Source organism: Xanthobacter wiegelii, assembly GCF_043193855.2.
Lineage (GTDB): Bacteria > Pseudomonadota > Alphaproteobacteria > Rhizobiales > Xanthobacteraceae > Xanthobacter > Xanthobacter flavus_A.
The window spans coordinates 780,179-795,450 of sequence record NZ_CM195529.1 but is presented as its reverse complement, the minus strand read 5'-3'; the positions used below and the strand labels follow the sequence as shown (position 1 = coordinate 795,450).

General features: G+C 67.1%; 12 protein-coding genes and 1 pseudogene. 5 read left to right on the top strand and 8 right to left on the bottom strand.

From position 1 onward, the window contains the following. Position 1: 1 nt before the first annotated feature. The 3 genes from V5F63_RS03645 to V5F63_RS03635 all read right to left on the bottom strand — a co-directional run bounded on the left by V5F63_RS03645 (position 2) and on the right by V5F63_RS03635 (position 4,933). Positions 2-2,851, bottom strand: a complete 2,850-nt coding sequence (locus V5F63_RS03645; RefSeq protein ID WP_394101611.1) for a monovalent cation/H+ antiporter subunit A — start codon at positions 2,849-2,851, stop codon at positions 2-4. A 99-nt stretch (positions 2,852-2,950) separates the two neighbouring features. Further along, positions 2,951-3,919, bottom strand: a complete 969-nt coding sequence (locus tag V5F63_RS03640) for a universal stress protein (protein WP_394101610.1) — start codon at positions 3,917-3,919, stop codon at positions 2,951-2,953. A 99-nt stretch (positions 3,920-4,018) separates the two neighbouring features. Then, positions 4,019-4,933 (bottom strand): LysR family transcriptional regulator, encoded by a 915-nt coding sequence (locus tag V5F63_RS03635; protein WP_394101609.1) that lies wholly within the window; start codon positions 4,931-4,933, stop codon positions 4,019-4,021. A gap of 139 nt (positions 4,934-5,072) precedes the next feature. Between V5F63_RS03635 and V5F63_RS03630 the strand changes: the two genes are divergently transcribed. Together V5F63_RS03630 and V5F63_RS03625 are read left to right on the top strand one after the other, a co-directional pair. Further along, on the top strand, positions 5,073-6,065 hold the full coding sequence (locus tag V5F63_RS03630; protein WP_209490205.1) for an MBL fold metallo-hydrolase: 993 nt from the start codon (positions 5,073-5,075) through the stop codon (positions 6,063-6,065). Between the two features lie 169 nt (positions 6,066-6,234). Beyond that, complete coding sequence (locus tag V5F63_RS03625; RefSeq protein ID WP_394101608.1) at positions 6,235-7,194, top strand: isochorismatase family protein; 960 nt, start codon at positions 6,235-6,237, stop codon at positions 7,192-7,194. On the opposite strand, the gene V5F63_RS03620 is transcribed toward V5F63_RS03625, so the two are convergent. The 3 genes and pseudogenes from V5F63_RS03620 to V5F63_RS03610 form a co-directional block, all read right to left on the bottom strand. After that, complete coding sequence (locus V5F63_RS03620) at positions 7,134-9,170, bottom strand: hypothetical protein (RefSeq protein WP_394101607.1); 2,037 nt, start codon at positions 9,168-9,170, stop codon at positions 7,134-7,136. The genes V5F63_RS03625 and V5F63_RS03620 overlap by 61 nt on opposite strands. A 345-nt stretch (positions 9,171-9,515) precedes the next feature. Beyond that, a pseudogene (locus V5F63_RS03615) lies at positions 9,516-10,659 on the bottom strand (IS3 family transposase); the annotation flags it as partial. A 93-nt stretch (positions 10,660-10,752) separates the two neighbouring features. Further along, a complete protein-coding gene (locus V5F63_RS03610; protein ID WP_394101606.1) occupies positions 10,753-11,799 on the bottom strand; it encodes a class I SAM-dependent methyltransferase in 1,047 nt (348 codons plus the stop codon). Between the two features lie 161 nt (positions 11,800-11,960). Between V5F63_RS03610 and V5F63_RS03605 the strand changes: the two genes are divergently transcribed. Next, positions 11,961-12,977, top strand: a complete 1,017-nt coding sequence (locus V5F63_RS03605; protein WP_394101605.1) for a GlxA family transcriptional regulator — start codon at positions 11,961-11,963, stop codon at positions 12,975-12,977. 114 nt (positions 12,978-13,091) lie between these two features. On the opposite strand, the gene V5F63_RS03600 is transcribed toward V5F63_RS03605, so the two are convergent. Further along, a complete protein-coding gene (locus tag V5F63_RS03600; RefSeq protein WP_509210834.1) occupies positions 13,092-14,132 on the bottom strand; it encodes an IS3 family transposase in 1,041 nt (346 codons plus the stop codon). Further along, positions 14,015-14,281 carry a transposase gene (locus tag V5F63_RS03595; protein ID WP_143007100.1) on the bottom strand — a complete coding sequence of 89 codons (267 nt, stop codon included), beginning with the start codon at positions 14,279-14,281 and terminating at the stop codon, positions 14,015-14,017. Before V5F63_RS03595 ends, V5F63_RS03600 begins: the two co-directional genes overlap by 118 nt. Before the next feature lie 87 nt (positions 14,282-14,368). Here V5F63_RS03595 and V5F63_RS03590 point away from each other — a divergent pair, with 87 nt between their 5' ends. Then, entirely contained in the window at positions 14,369-14,728 is a 360-nt protein-coding gene (locus tag V5F63_RS03590; RefSeq protein ID WP_394101595.1) for a hypothetical protein, read from the top strand. Continuing rightward, positions 14,725-15,264, top strand: a complete 540-nt coding sequence (locus tag V5F63_RS03585; protein WP_209487743.1) for a hypothetical protein — start codon at positions 14,725-14,727, stop codon at positions 15,262-15,264. The genes V5F63_RS03590 and V5F63_RS03585 overlap by 4 nt, the downstream gene beginning before the upstream one ends. Positions 15,265-15,272 lie beyond the last annotated feature (8 nt).

Genomic DNA, 15,272 nt, shown 5'->3' with positions numbered 1-15,272 from the left:
CTCAGCCCTCCCGCGCCCGGGAGGCGGACGGCTCCAGCCGGACATCCATCGGCTCCTGATTGTCCGGGGCGGGATCAATCCGCCGAGAGACCCGGGAGAGCTGGGCGAGCGACAGCACCATCACGCCCACCACGGTCAGGAATACGCCGAGATCGAACGCCATGGCGGAAGCGACCTCGAACTTGCCCACCACCGGCCAGGTCAGATAGCCAAAGGTGGAGGTGAGGAAGGGCCGCCCGAACAGGAAGGCCGCCACACCCGTGAGGCCGGCAATGGCGACGCCCGCGCCGATATAGGATTGCGCATCCACCCGCATGCGCGCCGCCGCCCAGCCATAGCCGGAAGCGATGTATTGCATGATCAGGGCGATGGCGACCACGAGGCCGGCGACAAAGCCGCCGCCCGGCTCGTTGTGGCCGCGCAGGAAGATGTAGGTGCCCACCACCAGCGACAGCGGTAGCAGCACGCGGGTCGCCATGACGAGCAGCAGGGGATGGGCGTCCAACGCCTCCTCGTGGGGGAGCATCGCCTTGATCCGGCGCACGGCGGCGCCCTTCAGGGCGGGGTCGAGCAGCGCATAGATGGCGAGGGCGGCGATACCGAGCACGATGATCTCTGCGAAGGTGTCGTAGCCGCGGAAGTCCACGAGGATCACGTTGACCACGTTGGTGCCACCGCCGCCGGGCTTCGATTCCGCGAGGTAATAGTCCGAGATGGAGGTGCCGTCGCGGGTCATCACCCCATAGGCGAGACCGGCGACGCCGAGGCCCGCGAGACCGGCCAGGAGACCGTCGCGCCATCGCACGGCACGGCTCTCCTCACGCGGCGTCGTCTTCGGCAGAAGGTTGAGGGCGAGCAGCATCAGGATGGTCGTCACCACGTCCACGGAAATCTGCGTCAAGGCAAGGTCGGGCGCGGAAAACTGGAGGAAGGCGAGGGCCACGATGACGCCCACCACGCCGGTGAGGATGAGCGCAGTGAGCCGATCGCCATGGCGCAGCAGGACCATGCCGCTGGCGAGGAGCAGGGCCAGGAAGGCGGTCGCGGCCGGCAGGCTCACCGGCAGCAGCGGCCGGCTTCCGGCCGCATGCGTCGCGCTCCAGAAGCCGTAGCCGCCGACCGCCACCAGCGTGGCGAGGATCACCCCGGCATAGCGCGGCAGCGACCCGTCATGAACCGCTGCCACGGCGCGGCGGCTGGCGACAACCAGGCCTGCGCTGGTCGTCTCGAACATGGCCTTGGCATCGAGGCGCGGCAGGCGAAGGCGGAGCGCGTCGGCGCGGGCGAAGCCGAGCAGGAGCAGGGCTGCTCCGGCGAAGGCGGCAAGGCTCATGACAAGGGCGGGCGTGATGCCGTGCCAGAGCGCGAGATGATACTCCGGCAGCGGGCCGCCGATCACCGCACCGGCGGTCAATGCCACCAGCGGGCCGGCGACGGCACCGGGCAGGATGCCGATGGCGATGACCGGCACCACCAGCACGGCCACCGGCAACCACATGCCGAGCGGCGGATCGTGCGGATGGTGGGGATAATCGTCCCGCGCCTTGCCGAGGAAGGTGCCGATGGCGAAGCGCGCCGAATAGGCCACCGAGAACAGCGCAGCCACCGTCGCCAGCACGGGGAACAGGAAATCGAGGCCGAGATAGGCGGTGTGGGCGGCCTCCTCCAGCATCATCTCCTTGGACAGGAAGCCGTTGAACAGCGGCACGCCGGCCATGGAGGCCGACGCCAGAAGCGCCAGCGTGCCCGTGACGGGCATCAGCCAGAGGAGGCCGCCGAGGCGGCGGATGTCGCGCGTGCCCGTCTCGTGATCGACGATGCCGGCGCTCATGAACAGGGCGGCCTTGAAGGTCGCGTGGTTGATGATGTGAAACACCGCCGCAACCGCGGCCATGGGCGTGCCGAATCCGAGCAGCATGGTCATGAGCCCGAGATGGCTGACCGTGGAGAAGGCCAGCAGTGCCTTCAGATCGTCCTTGAACAGCGCGATCACCGCGCCGATGAGCATGGTGGCGAGCCCCACCGGCGCGACGATGAGAAACCAGGCGTCTGTGCCGGCAAGCACCGGCCACAGCCGTGCGAGCAGGAACACACCCGCCTTCACCATGGTGGCGGAGTGCAGATAGGCCGAGACCGGTGTCGGCGCCGCCATGGCGTGGGGCAGCCAGAAATGGAACGGGAACTGGGCCGATTTGGTGAAGGCGCCCAACAACACCAGCCCCAGCGCCGGCAGGTAGAGCGGCGAGGCGCGCACCACGTCGCCCCGCGCCAGGATGTCCGACAATTGGTAGGAGCCCGCAGCCTCGGCCACCAGCAGCAGCCCGGCGATGAGAGCGAGCCCGCCGCCGCCTGTCACAACCAAGGCCATGCGCGCGCCCTGCCGCGCGTCGGCGCGCTTGCGCCAGAAGCCGATGAGCAGGAAGGAGGTGAGGCTCGTCATCTCCCAGAAGACGAGCAGCGCGACGACGTTGTCGGAGAGCACCACGCCCACCATCGCCCCCTGGAACAGGAGCAGATAGGTGAAAAAGCGACCCATGGGATCCTCGCGCGAGAGGTAATAGCGCGCATAGATGATGACCAGGAGGCCGATGGTGAGGATCATCGCCGCGAAGAAGAAGCCGAGCCCGTCCGCGAACACCGAGAATGACAGGCCCATGGCCGGGACCCATGGTATTTCGGCTTTCGGTACCTCGCCGGAGAAGACGGCCGGCGCGTGGCTCATCAGCAGCGCGAGAGCGAGCAACGTGACGGCCGCCGTCGCCATCGCACACGTGTCGCGGCCGGAGCGGATGACCAGCGGCGGCAGCAGCGCGCCGAAAAACGGAACAAGGACAACGAGGAGGAGTGTCATGCGGTCGAGGCCTCGTCTCGCCTGCGGATGTCAGGTGGATGAGGCCGAAGCCCCGCGGTGCCGCCGGGATGCGTCGGCGAGGGAAGTGACCGCCCCGCCTCAGTGATACAGGAAGATACAGGTTTTCGGCAGGCCCACGACGGTCTGCGTGGTGGAGCCGAAGATGAACTCCCTGAGTCCGCGCCGCCCGTATGCGCCCATCACCAGGAGCTCGAACCCGTCCACCACATGGCTATCGATGACCTCAGAGGGATGGGCGCCTGAGGTGATGGGCCTGGTCGACACCGCGTAGCCATGCCGGCTCAGATAGGTCTGAGCATCGGTCGCGAGGCGTTCCGCCGTCTCGCTCTGCGTATCCACCGAAACGACGGTGATGCTGCGGTCCGCCCAGCACCCCAGAAGGACGAAAAGCTGAAGCGCGCGCATGGCGGGAAGGCTGCCGTCATAGGCCACCAGCACGTCGCCGCCGGCTGGCGCCACGTCCGGGCAGACCAGCACCGGCCGCGGCGCAGCTTGCAGAAGCTGGCTCAGCGTATCCGAATTGCGCTCTCTGCCGGTGCCGCGGAACGTCACGTCGTGGCCGGCGACGACGAGATCGCAGAGCGCGCTGGCCGCTGTGACCTGATCGAAGGGATCTCCCTTGAAGGCAAGCTGGGCGGCGGGGATGCCTTCCCGCGCGCAGTCCCGCGCGAAGGCCTCGGTCAGGGTGTTGCTGGCCCGCTCGGCCGCGCTCTGGAGGCCGCTTTCCATCCGCGCATGATAGGCGGCGCCCCCGATGGTCCCCAGCATGGGAGCTTCGATGTAGGAGAGATCGATCCCGGCCAGTGCTGTCAGGGACACATCGCCGCGTCGGGCAAGCCCTCTGGCATACGCATTGGCAACCGCGCCAGCGGGGCTTTCCCCCAACAGAAGCAACAGATTTCTTATCATCGTAACGCCTCCGTCGTCTTCCTCCGGTCGCGCGCCGCGGGTGCGCGCCGCTTCTGCTCGTAGCACATTACGTAAGGTCAATACGGCGCGCACATGGTCGCGCCGCACTCGGCGCGCCGGTGCGATCGTGGATGCCATCACCGCGCTCTCGGCGGAGGGGCGGCCAACGGGTCGTGAGTGGCCGAGCTAGCCCGACACCGATCCAATTGCCGGCCAGTCGTCCTTTTCCGGGACATCTCACGATCCGTCCGCCCCGAGCGTGGCCATGCGGGCGCGCAAGCGCGGGGCGGTCCAGTCCAGGAAGCTGCGAACCTTCAGAGGCAGCACCTCGGCCTGCGGATAGATGAGGCTCACCGGAAGCGGCTCCGGCGCAAACTCCGGGAGGAGGACCTGCAACTGGCCGGACTTAATCTCGTCCGCCACTTGATAGGACAGGACGCGGATGACCCCGAGACCGGCACACGCCGCCTGAATGGCGGCCTCCGTCGTGTTCACGGACAGTCTTGGGCGCGGCTGGACGGTGAAGGCGGCACTGTCGCGCCGGTAGCGCCATTCGGGCGCGGCGGCGAAGCCCTGGAAGCTGATCCCGTCATGGGAGGCGAGATCCTCCGGCCGAGACGGCGTGCCGCGTCCTGCGAGATAGGCGGGGCTGGCGCAGATCACCCGGCTGACGCTGCCGACACGGGTGGCAATGAGGGTGCTGTCCGTCAGGTGTCCGATACGCAGGGCAACGTCGACGTGCTCGTCCACGAGACTGATCTGCCTGTCGGCCAGCATGAGGCGCAGACAGATGTCGGGATATTGCGCAAGAAATTCGAGTGCGACGGGCAAGAGATGGCGCTCCCCGAAGGCAATGGGCGCGGTGACATGCAGCGTCCCGCGCGGGGTGCTGAATTCGCCGGCCGCTTCCCGCTCCGCCTCCTCCAATTGGCCGACGATGCGGCGGGCCGCCGCCACGAAAGCGCGGCCGGTTTCAGTCAGCCGCAGTCCCCCGCGACTGCGCACGAACAGCGGGGTTCCCAGGTGATGCTCGAGTTCGGAAACCTTCCGGCTCACCGTCGCCAGCGGCGCCCGCAGGTGCCGGGCGCCGCCCGAGAGGCTGCCTGCCTCGACGACGGCCAGCAGCACGGTCATAGCATCGAAGCGGTCCATCGTACCTTCCGAATTTTGAGAGGATAGCTCCCGGAATGGCCCGGTTACTGCGTGGGCGTTAGATATCCTAACGTCGTCCGGAGACCGATGGAGAGTCCAGATGGCCTCCCCGCCCGTCGATCACCATACGGATGCTGCCATGGCCAACCTTTCCCGCCGCGCCCTCGCGTTCGGCCTTCCTCTGGGTCTTGTCGGGGGCAGCGCTCTCCAGATCCTCACCACCGGCCACAGTGCTGCGGAAGCCCCGGCGGCCGGTCCTGCCCCCAGTCCCGTCGCGGCCCGGGTGACTCCGCTGGCGCAGATCAGGGTCGGCCGCTTCACCGTGACGGCGCTCACGGACGGGTATGCGGACATGCCCTACACCTTTTTCCCCGGCCGGACGGCCGCCCAGGTCGAGCAGGCTGCCGTGTCGCAGTTCGTCGCGCGGCCGAGCGGCGTCCGCTTCGTCTTCAACCAGTATCTGATCGAGGATGGCGCGCGCCGCATCCTTCTCGATACGGGCCCGGCCGGCTCCATCGGTCAGACCGGCGCGCTGCCGCAGGCGCTCGCAGCCACCGGGCTGCGCCGCGACCAGATCGACGCGGTCATCGTGACTCACATGCACGAGGACCACATGGGCGGCCTGGTGGTCGGCGGGCAGAACAACTATCCCAATGCTGAACTCTACATCGATCAGCGGGACGTCAAGCATTGGACTGATCCGGCCAAGCGCGCTGGCGCCCCCGATTATCTTCAGAACAGCTTCCGGATGGCATCCGAGGTGGTGAAGCTCTATCCCCGGCTCCAGGCGATCGACGGCGAGCGTGAGGTGGCGCCGGGGGTCTCGATCGTCGACCTGACCGGGCACACCCCCGGCCACATCGGCGTGCGGGTCGCCGATGCCGGGCAGAGCCTCATCATGGTCTCCGACATGCTGTTCCCCGTGGTGCATCCGCAGGCGACGGACGTGGGCTTTCTGTTCGAGCAGGATCGCGCCGCCGCAAAGGCCATGCGCGACCGCTTCTTTCCCCTCGCAGCCTCCGAAGGCGCCCTGATCGCCGCGACCCATATGCCCTTCCCCGGGCTTGGACGGGTCGTGCTGGACCGTGGCCAGATGCGCTGGCAGGTGGCGGACTGGGCCCTGCAGTCCTGAGCCCGCGGCACGGCCGCTGTCGGCGGCCCAGGCTAGGGCTGCCCCCTGCACGCCTCGGGCCGGCGCCGGGGCCTACCCCACAATCAACCGATGCGCGGTCCTTGAGCGGCGCCATCCACAGGGTCGATTTGAGTCCACAGCATCGGTGCGTCAATCCCGGAGGCCCGAAATGACACCGTCGCCCAAGAAGACCAGCGTCCTCCCGAGCGGAGGGGGTGCCGCGCTGATGAACCCTTCGGATACAGTCATTCTTCTCCTCGATCATCAGTCCGGCCTATTCCAGACCGTGAAGGATATTCCTGTCGCGGACCTGCGCCGCAATGTGGAGATGATCGCGCGGCTCAGCACGCTTCTCAATATTCCGGTTATCACGACCGCCTCGGAGCCCGCCGGAACCAATGGCCCGCTGATGCCGGAGATTCACCAACTCGCGCCCCATGCCGTTTACGTTCCGCGCAAGGGCGAGGTGAACGCCCGGGACAATGACGGCTTCGTCGCGCAGGTCGAGGCCACGGGCCGCAGGACGCTCGTCATGGCCGGCGTCTGGACCAGCGTCTGCGTGATGTTTCCCGCCCTTGATGCCAAGGTCGCGGGATATGAGGTCTATGCGGTGGTGGATGCCTCGGGCGACCCCAGCGAGATGGCTTCCCGCACCTCCCTGGCCCGCTTCGTTCAAGGTGGCGTGAAGCCCGCATCAACGAATGCCCTCCTGTCGGAACTCCACAGGACATGGGCGCGACCGGAAGCCGCCAGCCTGGCCCAGCTATATGGACTTGTTGCGCCCAACTATGCTGCCGTACCTTCCCGCTCTCCGCGATCACGCTGTCCAGTTCGGACTCTGCGGTCGCATCTGGTTTCTCGGTCGGACGAGCGGAAGCTTCAGCGGTGGTCATGGCGCGATAACGCGCCGAATTCGAATGTTCCTGAGACGCTTCAGCTTACGTTGCGTGAGCACCGGGTGCGGTATTGGGCTTGCCCCCTTCATGGTGAAGCGGATTTGGACGACGCCACGGAGCTTGCTCCGGTAGGTTATGGCCCCCGAAGCGCTCCACCTGTCCGCGAGCGGCTCTATTTCACGCCGTGGACGGGGTCCGGGTGTCCGTCGATCCGCATCTGGAAAACGAAATAGGTGGGCGAGCAGAAGCCGTTGTCGCGCGCGATGGCCGCGACGCCGGGGATGCTGGCCGGCAGGGCCTGGCACATGAAATCCTCGCGGCAGAAGCGGCCCATGCCACAGGTCGGCCGATTGCCGCGCACCACGCTCGCGTCCATGCACTTGGCGAAATTGTCGGTGGCGACGCACAGATCGAACGCCTTGCCGCCCACCAGCGCGCAGATTTCCGCCGGCGCCCGGCCGGACGCGAAGCCCGCGAACGCGCGCTCAGACGGCGTGCATTGGCGGTAGGCGGCCCCGCCCGGCACGCCGAGCTTCGCCGGCCGGCAATTGTAGGCGGTGGGCGAGACCGAAGGCGCACGGCTGTTGATCTGGCGCAGGATGCGGAAGCGGTCGAGATAGGGCGCCCTGCCGGGCACGATCTCCCCCGAGAGGCACGCCATGCCCGAGACGATGCCCGTCTCCTGACTCGGCATGCACTGGCCGGTCGCGACCGGCAGGCGCGGATTGTGGGCGATGGCCTCGCAGGCGAGGCCCCCGCCGCAGGCCCATGTCTCCTTGAACGGCGCCATAGCGGCGGGCAGGAGGCAGGCCATTGTGGCGGCGGCTGACGCCGGAACGTGCGATGCCGGTTCGCCCCATATCGCGGGAGGGGCGATGGAGAGCGGCCGGAACGTGTCGGCCTCCCGCCCTGCCGCCAGCGCCGCCACATAGGCGCGCCGCCGCGCATCCTCGGCATGGAGGTGGGGCGAAATGGGCACCTTCACCACGTTGAAGGGGGCGGAATCCGGCTCGTCATGGCCGATGAGATGGAAGCCGGCGGTCGCGGCGCCCTGGTGGCATCCGGTGCAGGTCCCGTCATCGAGCCGCGCGATCAGTCCGGCGGAAGAGCCCAGATAGGATAGCTGTGCATAGGGAAGGCCGGCGAAATCCGCCTCGGTGAACAGGCTGGCGAAGGGATGGTTGGCGGTCCGGGCGCTGCCGAAGGTCGAGAAGGAGAGGACCTTCTCGGCGAGGAATTCGTCCGGGATCTGGTAGACGCCGCGGTCGACCTCGGGCAGATGGGTGCGCACATACTCCACCAGCCGCGCTTTCAGCGCCGCATCGGAGGCAAGACGGCCGACATCCGGCGTGTTCTCCAGCGGCTTCGGGATCACCCGGTCGCCCTCGGCGCGGAACACGCGCATCAGGTAGATGGCCTGTCCACCCAGCTCGGTCTCCATGCCGGACGGCAGGCGGACGACCTGCGCATTCACCTCGATCTGCCGAAGGCGAAGGCCGGACAGGGGACCGGATGCGAGCCAGTCCGCCATGGCGGTCGCATCCATGTCGGCGCGCGGCGGTGTCCACCGGCCGGCGAGATCGGGACAGGGGGCGTCCGCCGGGACCGGCACGTCGAACACCGCATTGAGGTTCACCGGCAGGCGGGAGGCGTAGGTGGTCGCGCCGCGGCGGAAGCGGTAGGCGAGGCGATAGACGAGCCGCACCTCGCCGCAGGATGGCTGCGATGTCAGCGCGGTGAAATCGCGCCGGTCGGTGCGATTGACCACGCCGACGAGGCGGAAGCTGGCGAGCGGCGAGGCGAGCCAGCGCAGGTCGATGATGCGGCCCACATTGTCGTCCGTCACCTCGAACAGCCGGCGCCTGTTGGCCGCCATGTCCGCCCGCAGCGCCTTCACGTCGTCGCCCATCTGGCGTGCGAGGTCCGCATAGAGCGGGCTTGCGGCCTTCAGCGCCTCGAGTGTTGCCGCGCCTGGCGCGCCCATGAGCGCGGGGAACGACCGGTCGCGGGCTTCGATCAGGGTCAGGACGGGCCGGTCCAGCACCATCCGCACCGGCTCCCGGCGGGCAGCCTCCGGCGTTTCCGGGGCTTCGGCCGAGGCGAGTGCGGCGGTGGCGAGTGTGGCGGCGGCGATCACCGCGGCTGCCGCCACCCCCAGGACACGGCCGGCACGGTTCCAAAGCAGCGGTCGCAGGATGGCCGACGCCATGCGCCGCATCAGACCCCGTCGCGGTTCCTTTCGCACCTGCGCCTCTCCTCCTCGTCCCGCTCCTTCGGGCGGGCTTCTGGGCAAGCCTTGCAGGACCTGCATGCCGCTTTTCCGGGCGCGGCGCTAGGGGCGCCCGTTGGGGCGGGCTGGACCAACGAATTCTGCCCCAACGCTCGCCCTAACGCAAAATTACGCTGTTGGGGTACATTGCGAGACGCAGAGGAACACAAAGGCCTGCGAAAAAACATTATCAGCGTTAGAATCTGGAGCTTTTGGCGATGTCCTGAAACAGAGGTCTGGCGGAGAGAGCAGTCGATAGCGAACTGAACCGCCCCGAGTTTTCCAGACGCCCTCGGCTCGCGCTTTGTGCTGCCGTTCGAACTCGATGGGCGACAGCATCCCATTCCGTGCGTGCTTGCGGGTGGGATTGTAGAACATCTCGATGTAATCGAACACGTCCCGGCGTGCCTCGTCGCGCGTTCGGTAGACCTTTCGGCGTATGCGTTCGCGCTTGAGCAGGTTGAAGAAGCTTTCGGCCACTGCGTTGTCATGGCAATTGCCCCGACGGCTCATCGAGGGCTGCAGATCGTGGTGTTTCAGGAACGAAGCCCAGTCCAGGCTCGTGAACTGGCTGCCCTGATCCGAATGCACCAGCACACGGCCCTTCGGCTTGCGTCGCCAGACGGCGGCCAGCAGCGCCTGAAGCACGACGTTGGTCGTCTGTCGGGCTTGCATCGACCAGCCGACGACGCGGCGCGAGAAGAGGTCGAGCACAACCGCCAGGTATGAGAAGCCCTCATGCGTGCGGATGTAGGTGATGTCGGTCACCAGGCCTTGTCCGGCGCCTCCACGTCGAACCGGCGATCGAGCGTGTTGTCGACGGCCAGGGACGGCTTGCCGGCATAGTGGCCGGGCCGGCGCTTGTAGCCGATCTGCGCCCGGATGCCAGCCAAACGCGCGAGACGCGCCACCCGGTTCGGGCAGCAGCTCTCGCCCATGTCCATGAGGTCGTCGTGGAGCTTCCGGTAGCCGTAGACCTTACTGCTGTCGCGCCAGGCCGTGCGGATGAGCTCGGTCTGGCGGCGATCGTTCTTGGCGCGGCGGCTCAGCGGCTCCTTCAGCCAGGCGTAGAAGCCGCTGGGCTGGACACGCAGGCACCGACACATGGCGCGGATCGAAAACAGCAGGCGATGCTCGGCGATGAACGCGTACTTCACTTTGCATCCTTGGCGAAGTACGCGGCCGCTTTTTTTAAGATGTCGCGCTCCTCCGTCACGCGCTGCAGCTCGCGCTTCAGCCGGCGGACCTCGGCGGCATGATCGTCATCGCGGACCACGGCGGCAGACTTGGCATACCGTTTCCTCCATTCGTAGAGCGAGTACTTGCTGATCCCCAGCCGCGCAGCCACCTCTGCGACCGGATAGCCCCGCTCGGTGATCTGAACGACCGCGTCGCGCTTGAAGTCCTCGGTCAAGTTCGCTTTGCCCATCGAGGCCTCCTTGCCTAAAAATTTAGGGAAGAAGGCGTCCAGGAATCCAGGGGCGGTTCAGTGGCAGCCCCTCCCGGCCGCCTCCCTGAAAACCTACGGTCTTGCTTCGATGATCATGTTGAACGGTGTTGATGCCGCCTGCCGGAAGGTCGAGAACCCGCCGGATTGGACCACCTCAGCGATGCGCCGCGGTCCGGCCTGCGCGCCGAGCGCAGTGCCCCCGTCCTGGCTTAGAGCGGTGGGCACGCAGATGTGGGTGGATCCAGCATAGTAGACCCGTCCCACCGGGTTCAGGTTCTCCGCCAGGCTGTCACCGGCTGCCGGCTCCACCAGCATGAGCGTGCCGTCGCCCTTGAGGACGCTGCGGATATGCGTGGTGGCACCGACGGGGTCGCCCATGTCGTGCAGCGCATCGAACAGAGTTACGAGATCATAGTCCCGCCCCCCGAAATCCTGGGCGCGGCCGACCTCAAAGCGGACATTGCCACGGCCCTCGACCAGCCCGTTCGCATGTGCAATGGAGGCGGCATGATAGTCGACACCGATGAACTCGGAATTCGGAAAGGAGTCCGCCATCAGCAGCGTTGAGGCGCCGTGACCGCAGCCGACATCCGCCACCCTTGCACCGCGCTGGAGCTTCTCCACCACCCCATCGAGCGCCGGCAGCCATTCGGCGACGAGGTGCCCGCGGTAGCCGGACCGGAAGAAGCGCTCCACGCCGCAGAATAGGCAGGTGCAGTGCTCACCCCAGTGCATGCCCCTGCCGGTCCTGAACGCCTCTGCGAGCTTGGGCTCGTCGTGGTAGACGGCGGTGAGCATGGCGAAGCCGCCCGCCATGGCGACAGGGCTGTCGTCATCCGCAAACACTGCCGCCTGCTCAGGCGAGAGCGAGAAGCAGCCAGTGGTGGCGTCAAATTCCACGAAGCCGGACGCGGCCTGGGCGGACAGCCATTCGCGTACATAGCGCTCGAAGGTGCCGGTGCGCGCTGCCAGTTCGGCCGGCGTTGCCGCGCCCAGCGCCAGCGCCCGGAACAGCCCGAGCTTATCGCCGAGGATGACCAGCGCGGCGTTGGATGCCGCGCCCAGCTCATTCACCACCTTACCGAGCAAGGCGTTCAGCTTGTCTGCATTCACGTCCATGGTTCCGTCTCCCGAATGGATAGGCGCCTGTCGCGCCGTCGGGGGCGGTCGTATCCTTGCGCCGAAGGAAGCGTGAGGGGCAGAATGGCCAGATCCGGGCCAGTTAAGCCAAACGCGCCTTGAGACAAGCGCGCCAGAGGCTCCCGCGAACGGGGGTGCCGATGAGCCGGCCGCGTATTCGGGTCAGCATTCCGATCTTCGCCGAATGCGATCCCTCCATCATCTATGGGGTGTTCGACACGCTCTGGGCGGCGGGACGCCAGTGGGAGCATGTGCTGGGCGGCGGACCGGAGGGGCTGTTCGAGCCGCGCCTCGTCGCCGTGAAGGTGGACCCGATGGAGCTCATCACCGGCGTGCGCATCGTGCCACAGGACACCATCGACGCGACGCCTTCGACCGACCTCGTCTTCGTGCCCAACGTGGTCATGGGGGCAGGCCAGTCCCCGCATGACCTCGACAGAGACCTCATCGCCTGGATCCGGAAGATGAACACGGCCGGCGTGCCCATCTATGCGGCCTGTGGCGGGTCCATCGTGCTGGCCGAGGCCGCCCTGCTCGATGGCCACGAGGCGACGACGCATTTCTCCTATGCCCCGCTGTTCGAGGCCTACTATCCAAGTGTCCGGCTCAAGATCGAGCGCATCATGGTCCAAACGGGTCCGAACCAGAGCCTGTACTGCGCCGGCGGCGCGTCCTCCTGGCAGGACCTCGCGCTTCTGATCATCGCCAAGTATGGCGGCATGCAGGAGGCCATCCGCATGTCGAAGATCTTCCTCTATCAGTGGCATCGCGACGGACAGCTGCCTTACGTCTCCATGATCCGGAACGTGAACCATGGCGACACCGTGATCCTGAACTGCCAGCAATGGATCGCCGAAAATTACGACCGCCAGGACATCATTGCCGAACTGGTCCGCCGGTCCGGCCTGCCCAAACGCAGCTTCGACCGGCGTTTCAGGGCGGCGACGGGCTATTCGCCTCTGGGATATGTGCAGACGCTTCGGATCGAGGAGGCAAAGCACATCCTGGAGACGAGCGACGACGTTGGTGCGGACATCGCACGCCAGGTGGGTTATGAGGACGAGGCGTCGTTCCGCCGCCTGTTCCGGCGACTGACTGGCATGACACCGAGTACTTATCGCCGAACCCTGCGCCCGCCTAGGGCTCTGCTTTTGTAGCAGGCCTGTCTCAGATCAGATACCGCCCTGTCAGGCCCGGCGACAGGATAGCGCGCGGTCCGGGCGGGGGCGAACGGGCAGGCAGCGGAGCGCCGCTGACGTTGCCCCCAACTTCTATCCAGCGGTGAGTTCGTTCTGGCGGTTGGGTTTGCCTTCTCGGGCGTGTGGAGCGGCGGGGGCAGATGCGGAGCCGTTCATGTTGCGGAGCGTCTGATCCCGCCGCGGGTGGAACGTTGAGGCGAAGGCGCTTGGCGTCTGCCATCCGAGCTTCGAGTGCGGCCGGTCGGTGTTGTAATCGACCTGCCATCGGGCGAGGGCGGCCCTGGCCTGGGACAGGCTGGAGAACAGCGTCTCGTTCAACAACTCGTCCCGCAGGCGGCCGTTGAAGCTCTCGATGAAGCCATTCTGCATCGGCTTGCCGGGCGCGATGTAGTGCCACTCGACCCGGGCCGCGTCGGTCCAGGCCAGAATGGCATTGGAGGTGAACTCGCTGCCATTGTCGCTGACGATCATCTTGGGCCGGCCGCGCTCTGCCAGAAGCCTGTCGAGTTCGCGAGCGACCCTGACCCCGGACAGCGACGTGTCCGCCACCAGCGCCAGGCACTCGCGAGTGCAGTCGTCCACGATGGCCAGCATCCGGAAGCGCCGGCCATCGGTCATCTGGTCGGCGACGAAGTCGAGTGACCAGCGCTCGTTCGGTCGCAGCGGGATCATCATCGGCGCCCGCGTTCCGATGGCCCGCTTGCGACCGCCGCGCCGGCGGACCATCAGCCGTTCCTCACGATAGAGCCGGAACAGCCGCTTGTGGTTGACCCGGAAGCCCTCCCGCCTGAGCAGGACGTGGAGACGGCGGTAGCCAAACCGCCGTCGCTCCCGGGCGATGGCCTTCATGCGCTCACGCAGCGAGGCGTCATTCCCGCGCGTGGCTTCGTATCTCATGGTCATGCGGCAGAAGCCGGTGGCTTTACACGCCCGCCGTTCGCTCATCCCATGGACTTCCATGAGGTGGGCGACAGCCCTGCGCTCGGCAGCGGACGTCACCACTTCTTTCCCAGCAGATCCTTCAGTGCGACGTTGTCCAGCATTGCGTCGGCGAGCATGCGCTTCAGCTTGGCGTTCTCGTCTTCGAGCGCGCGCAGCCGCTTGGCCTCCGATACGTCCATCCCGCCGAAACGGGCTTTCCACTTGTAGATGCTGGCGTCACTGACCCCGTGCTTGCGACACAGGTCCGAGACCGGCACCCCGGCCTCGTGCTCCTTCAGGATGCCGATGATCTGCTCCTCGGTGAAGCGGCTGCGCCTCATGTTCTGGTCCTCTCATTGGGCCAGAACGAACTTCAAACTGGATTAGCCAGGAGGGGCAACGTCACTATCACATGCGGGAGGCGGCCCATGTCTGAGCTTCGCACCTCCCGCCGTTCCCTGCTGAAGGGCACCGGCGCGCTGGCGCTCGTGGGCCTGCCTGCCACCGCCGCCGCTGCCCAGCCTGCCGATCCGCTCTGCACGCTCGTTACGGCCTACCGGGCCGAATGCGCCGCGCTCAACGCGACCGAGGGCGACATCCCGGACGCCACCCCCCTGCCGATATGGGACGCCCTCAACGAAGGCCGCATCCCGGCCGCCGCCAGCAATGCGGGGGCCATGGCCGCCCTGAGGCTGGCGGTGGAGATGTGCGAGGATTTCGCCGGCGCCGATGCCATCCCGAACCTCATGCAGGCGGCCCTGGCCTTTCTGGAAGGAGGTGAAGCATGACCCGCCGCACGTCAGCCGGGCGCCCTGGCCGCGCCCTCGCCATCTCGCCCCAGCTTCCGGCTGTCCAATTTGAGCACCAGCCCGAGCTGCGCGCCCTGATGATCCTGCCGACGCTTCCGCCGGGACACATGACCTTCCCGGTGGAGGATGACGCCTTCTATCCGCACCTTCGCCGCGGCGAGTTCGCGGTGGTGGACCTCGCCGACCACCTGCCGGCGCGGGGCGAGCTGTTCCTGATCTCCTTCTCCGACCCGCGGGTGGAGAGCGGGCTCGCCTTCGCACTCTGCATGATGCGCGGCTCGCATTGGTTCCGGCGAGCCGATGGCGTGAACGTGCGCAGTCCCGAGCCCGGCGCTGAGCCGGAGACGACGTGGACAGCCTGCTTCTGGATCCCACCGGAATCGCGGGACGAATACCAACGTCTCTTGCAGGCCGGCCGGATCGGCACCTGTGACGGGCCGATGCGGGAGGACTATGCGGCCGAAAGGCTGGTGGGGCGCGTCGTCGGGGTGTGGGTGCCGGGTCCCGGCTTCTAGCCGACACG

Coding starts and splice junctions, on each gene's coding strand:
- V5F63_RS03635 (WP_394101609.1), bottom strand. CDS start 4,933: ATGGACCGCTTCGATGCTATGACCGTGCTGCTGGCCGTCGTCGAGGCA.
- V5F63_RS03640 (WP_394101610.1), bottom strand. CDS start 3,919: ATGGCATCCACGATCGCACCGGCGCGCCGAGTGCGGCGCGACCATGTG.
- V5F63_RS03585 (WP_209487743.1), top strand. CDS start 14,725: ATGACCCGCCGCACGTCAGCCGGGCGCCCTGGCCGCGCCCTCGCCATC.
- V5F63_RS03620 (WP_394101607.1), bottom strand. CDS start 9,170: ATGGCGTCGGCCATCCTGCGACCGCTGCTTTGGAACCGTGCCGGCCGT.
- V5F63_RS03610 (WP_394101606.1), bottom strand. CDS start 11,799: ATGGACGTGAATGCAGACAAGCTGAACGCCTTGCTCGGTAAGGTGGTG.
- V5F63_RS03590 (WP_394101595.1), top strand. CDS start 14,369: ATGTCTGAGCTTCGCACCTCCCGCCGTTCCCTGCTGAAGGGCACCGGC.
- V5F63_RS03595 (WP_143007100.1), bottom strand. CDS start 14,281: ATGAGGCGCAGCCGCTTCACCGAGGAGCAGATCATCGGCATCCTGAAG.
- V5F63_RS03625 (WP_394101608.1), top strand. CDS start 6,235: ATGACACCGTCGCCCAAGAAGACCAGCGTCCTCCCGAGCGGAGGGGGT.
- V5F63_RS03645 (WP_394101611.1), bottom strand. CDS start 2,851: ATGACACTCCTCCTCGTTGTCCTTGTTCCGTTTTTCGGCGCGCTGCTG.
- V5F63_RS03605 (WP_394101605.1), top strand. CDS start 11,961: ATGAGCCGGCCGCGTATTCGGGTCAGCATTCCGATCTTCGCCGAATGC.
- V5F63_RS03630 (WP_209490205.1), top strand. CDS start 5,073: ATGGCCAACCTTTCCCGCCGCGCCCTCGCGTTCGGCCTTCCTCTGGGT.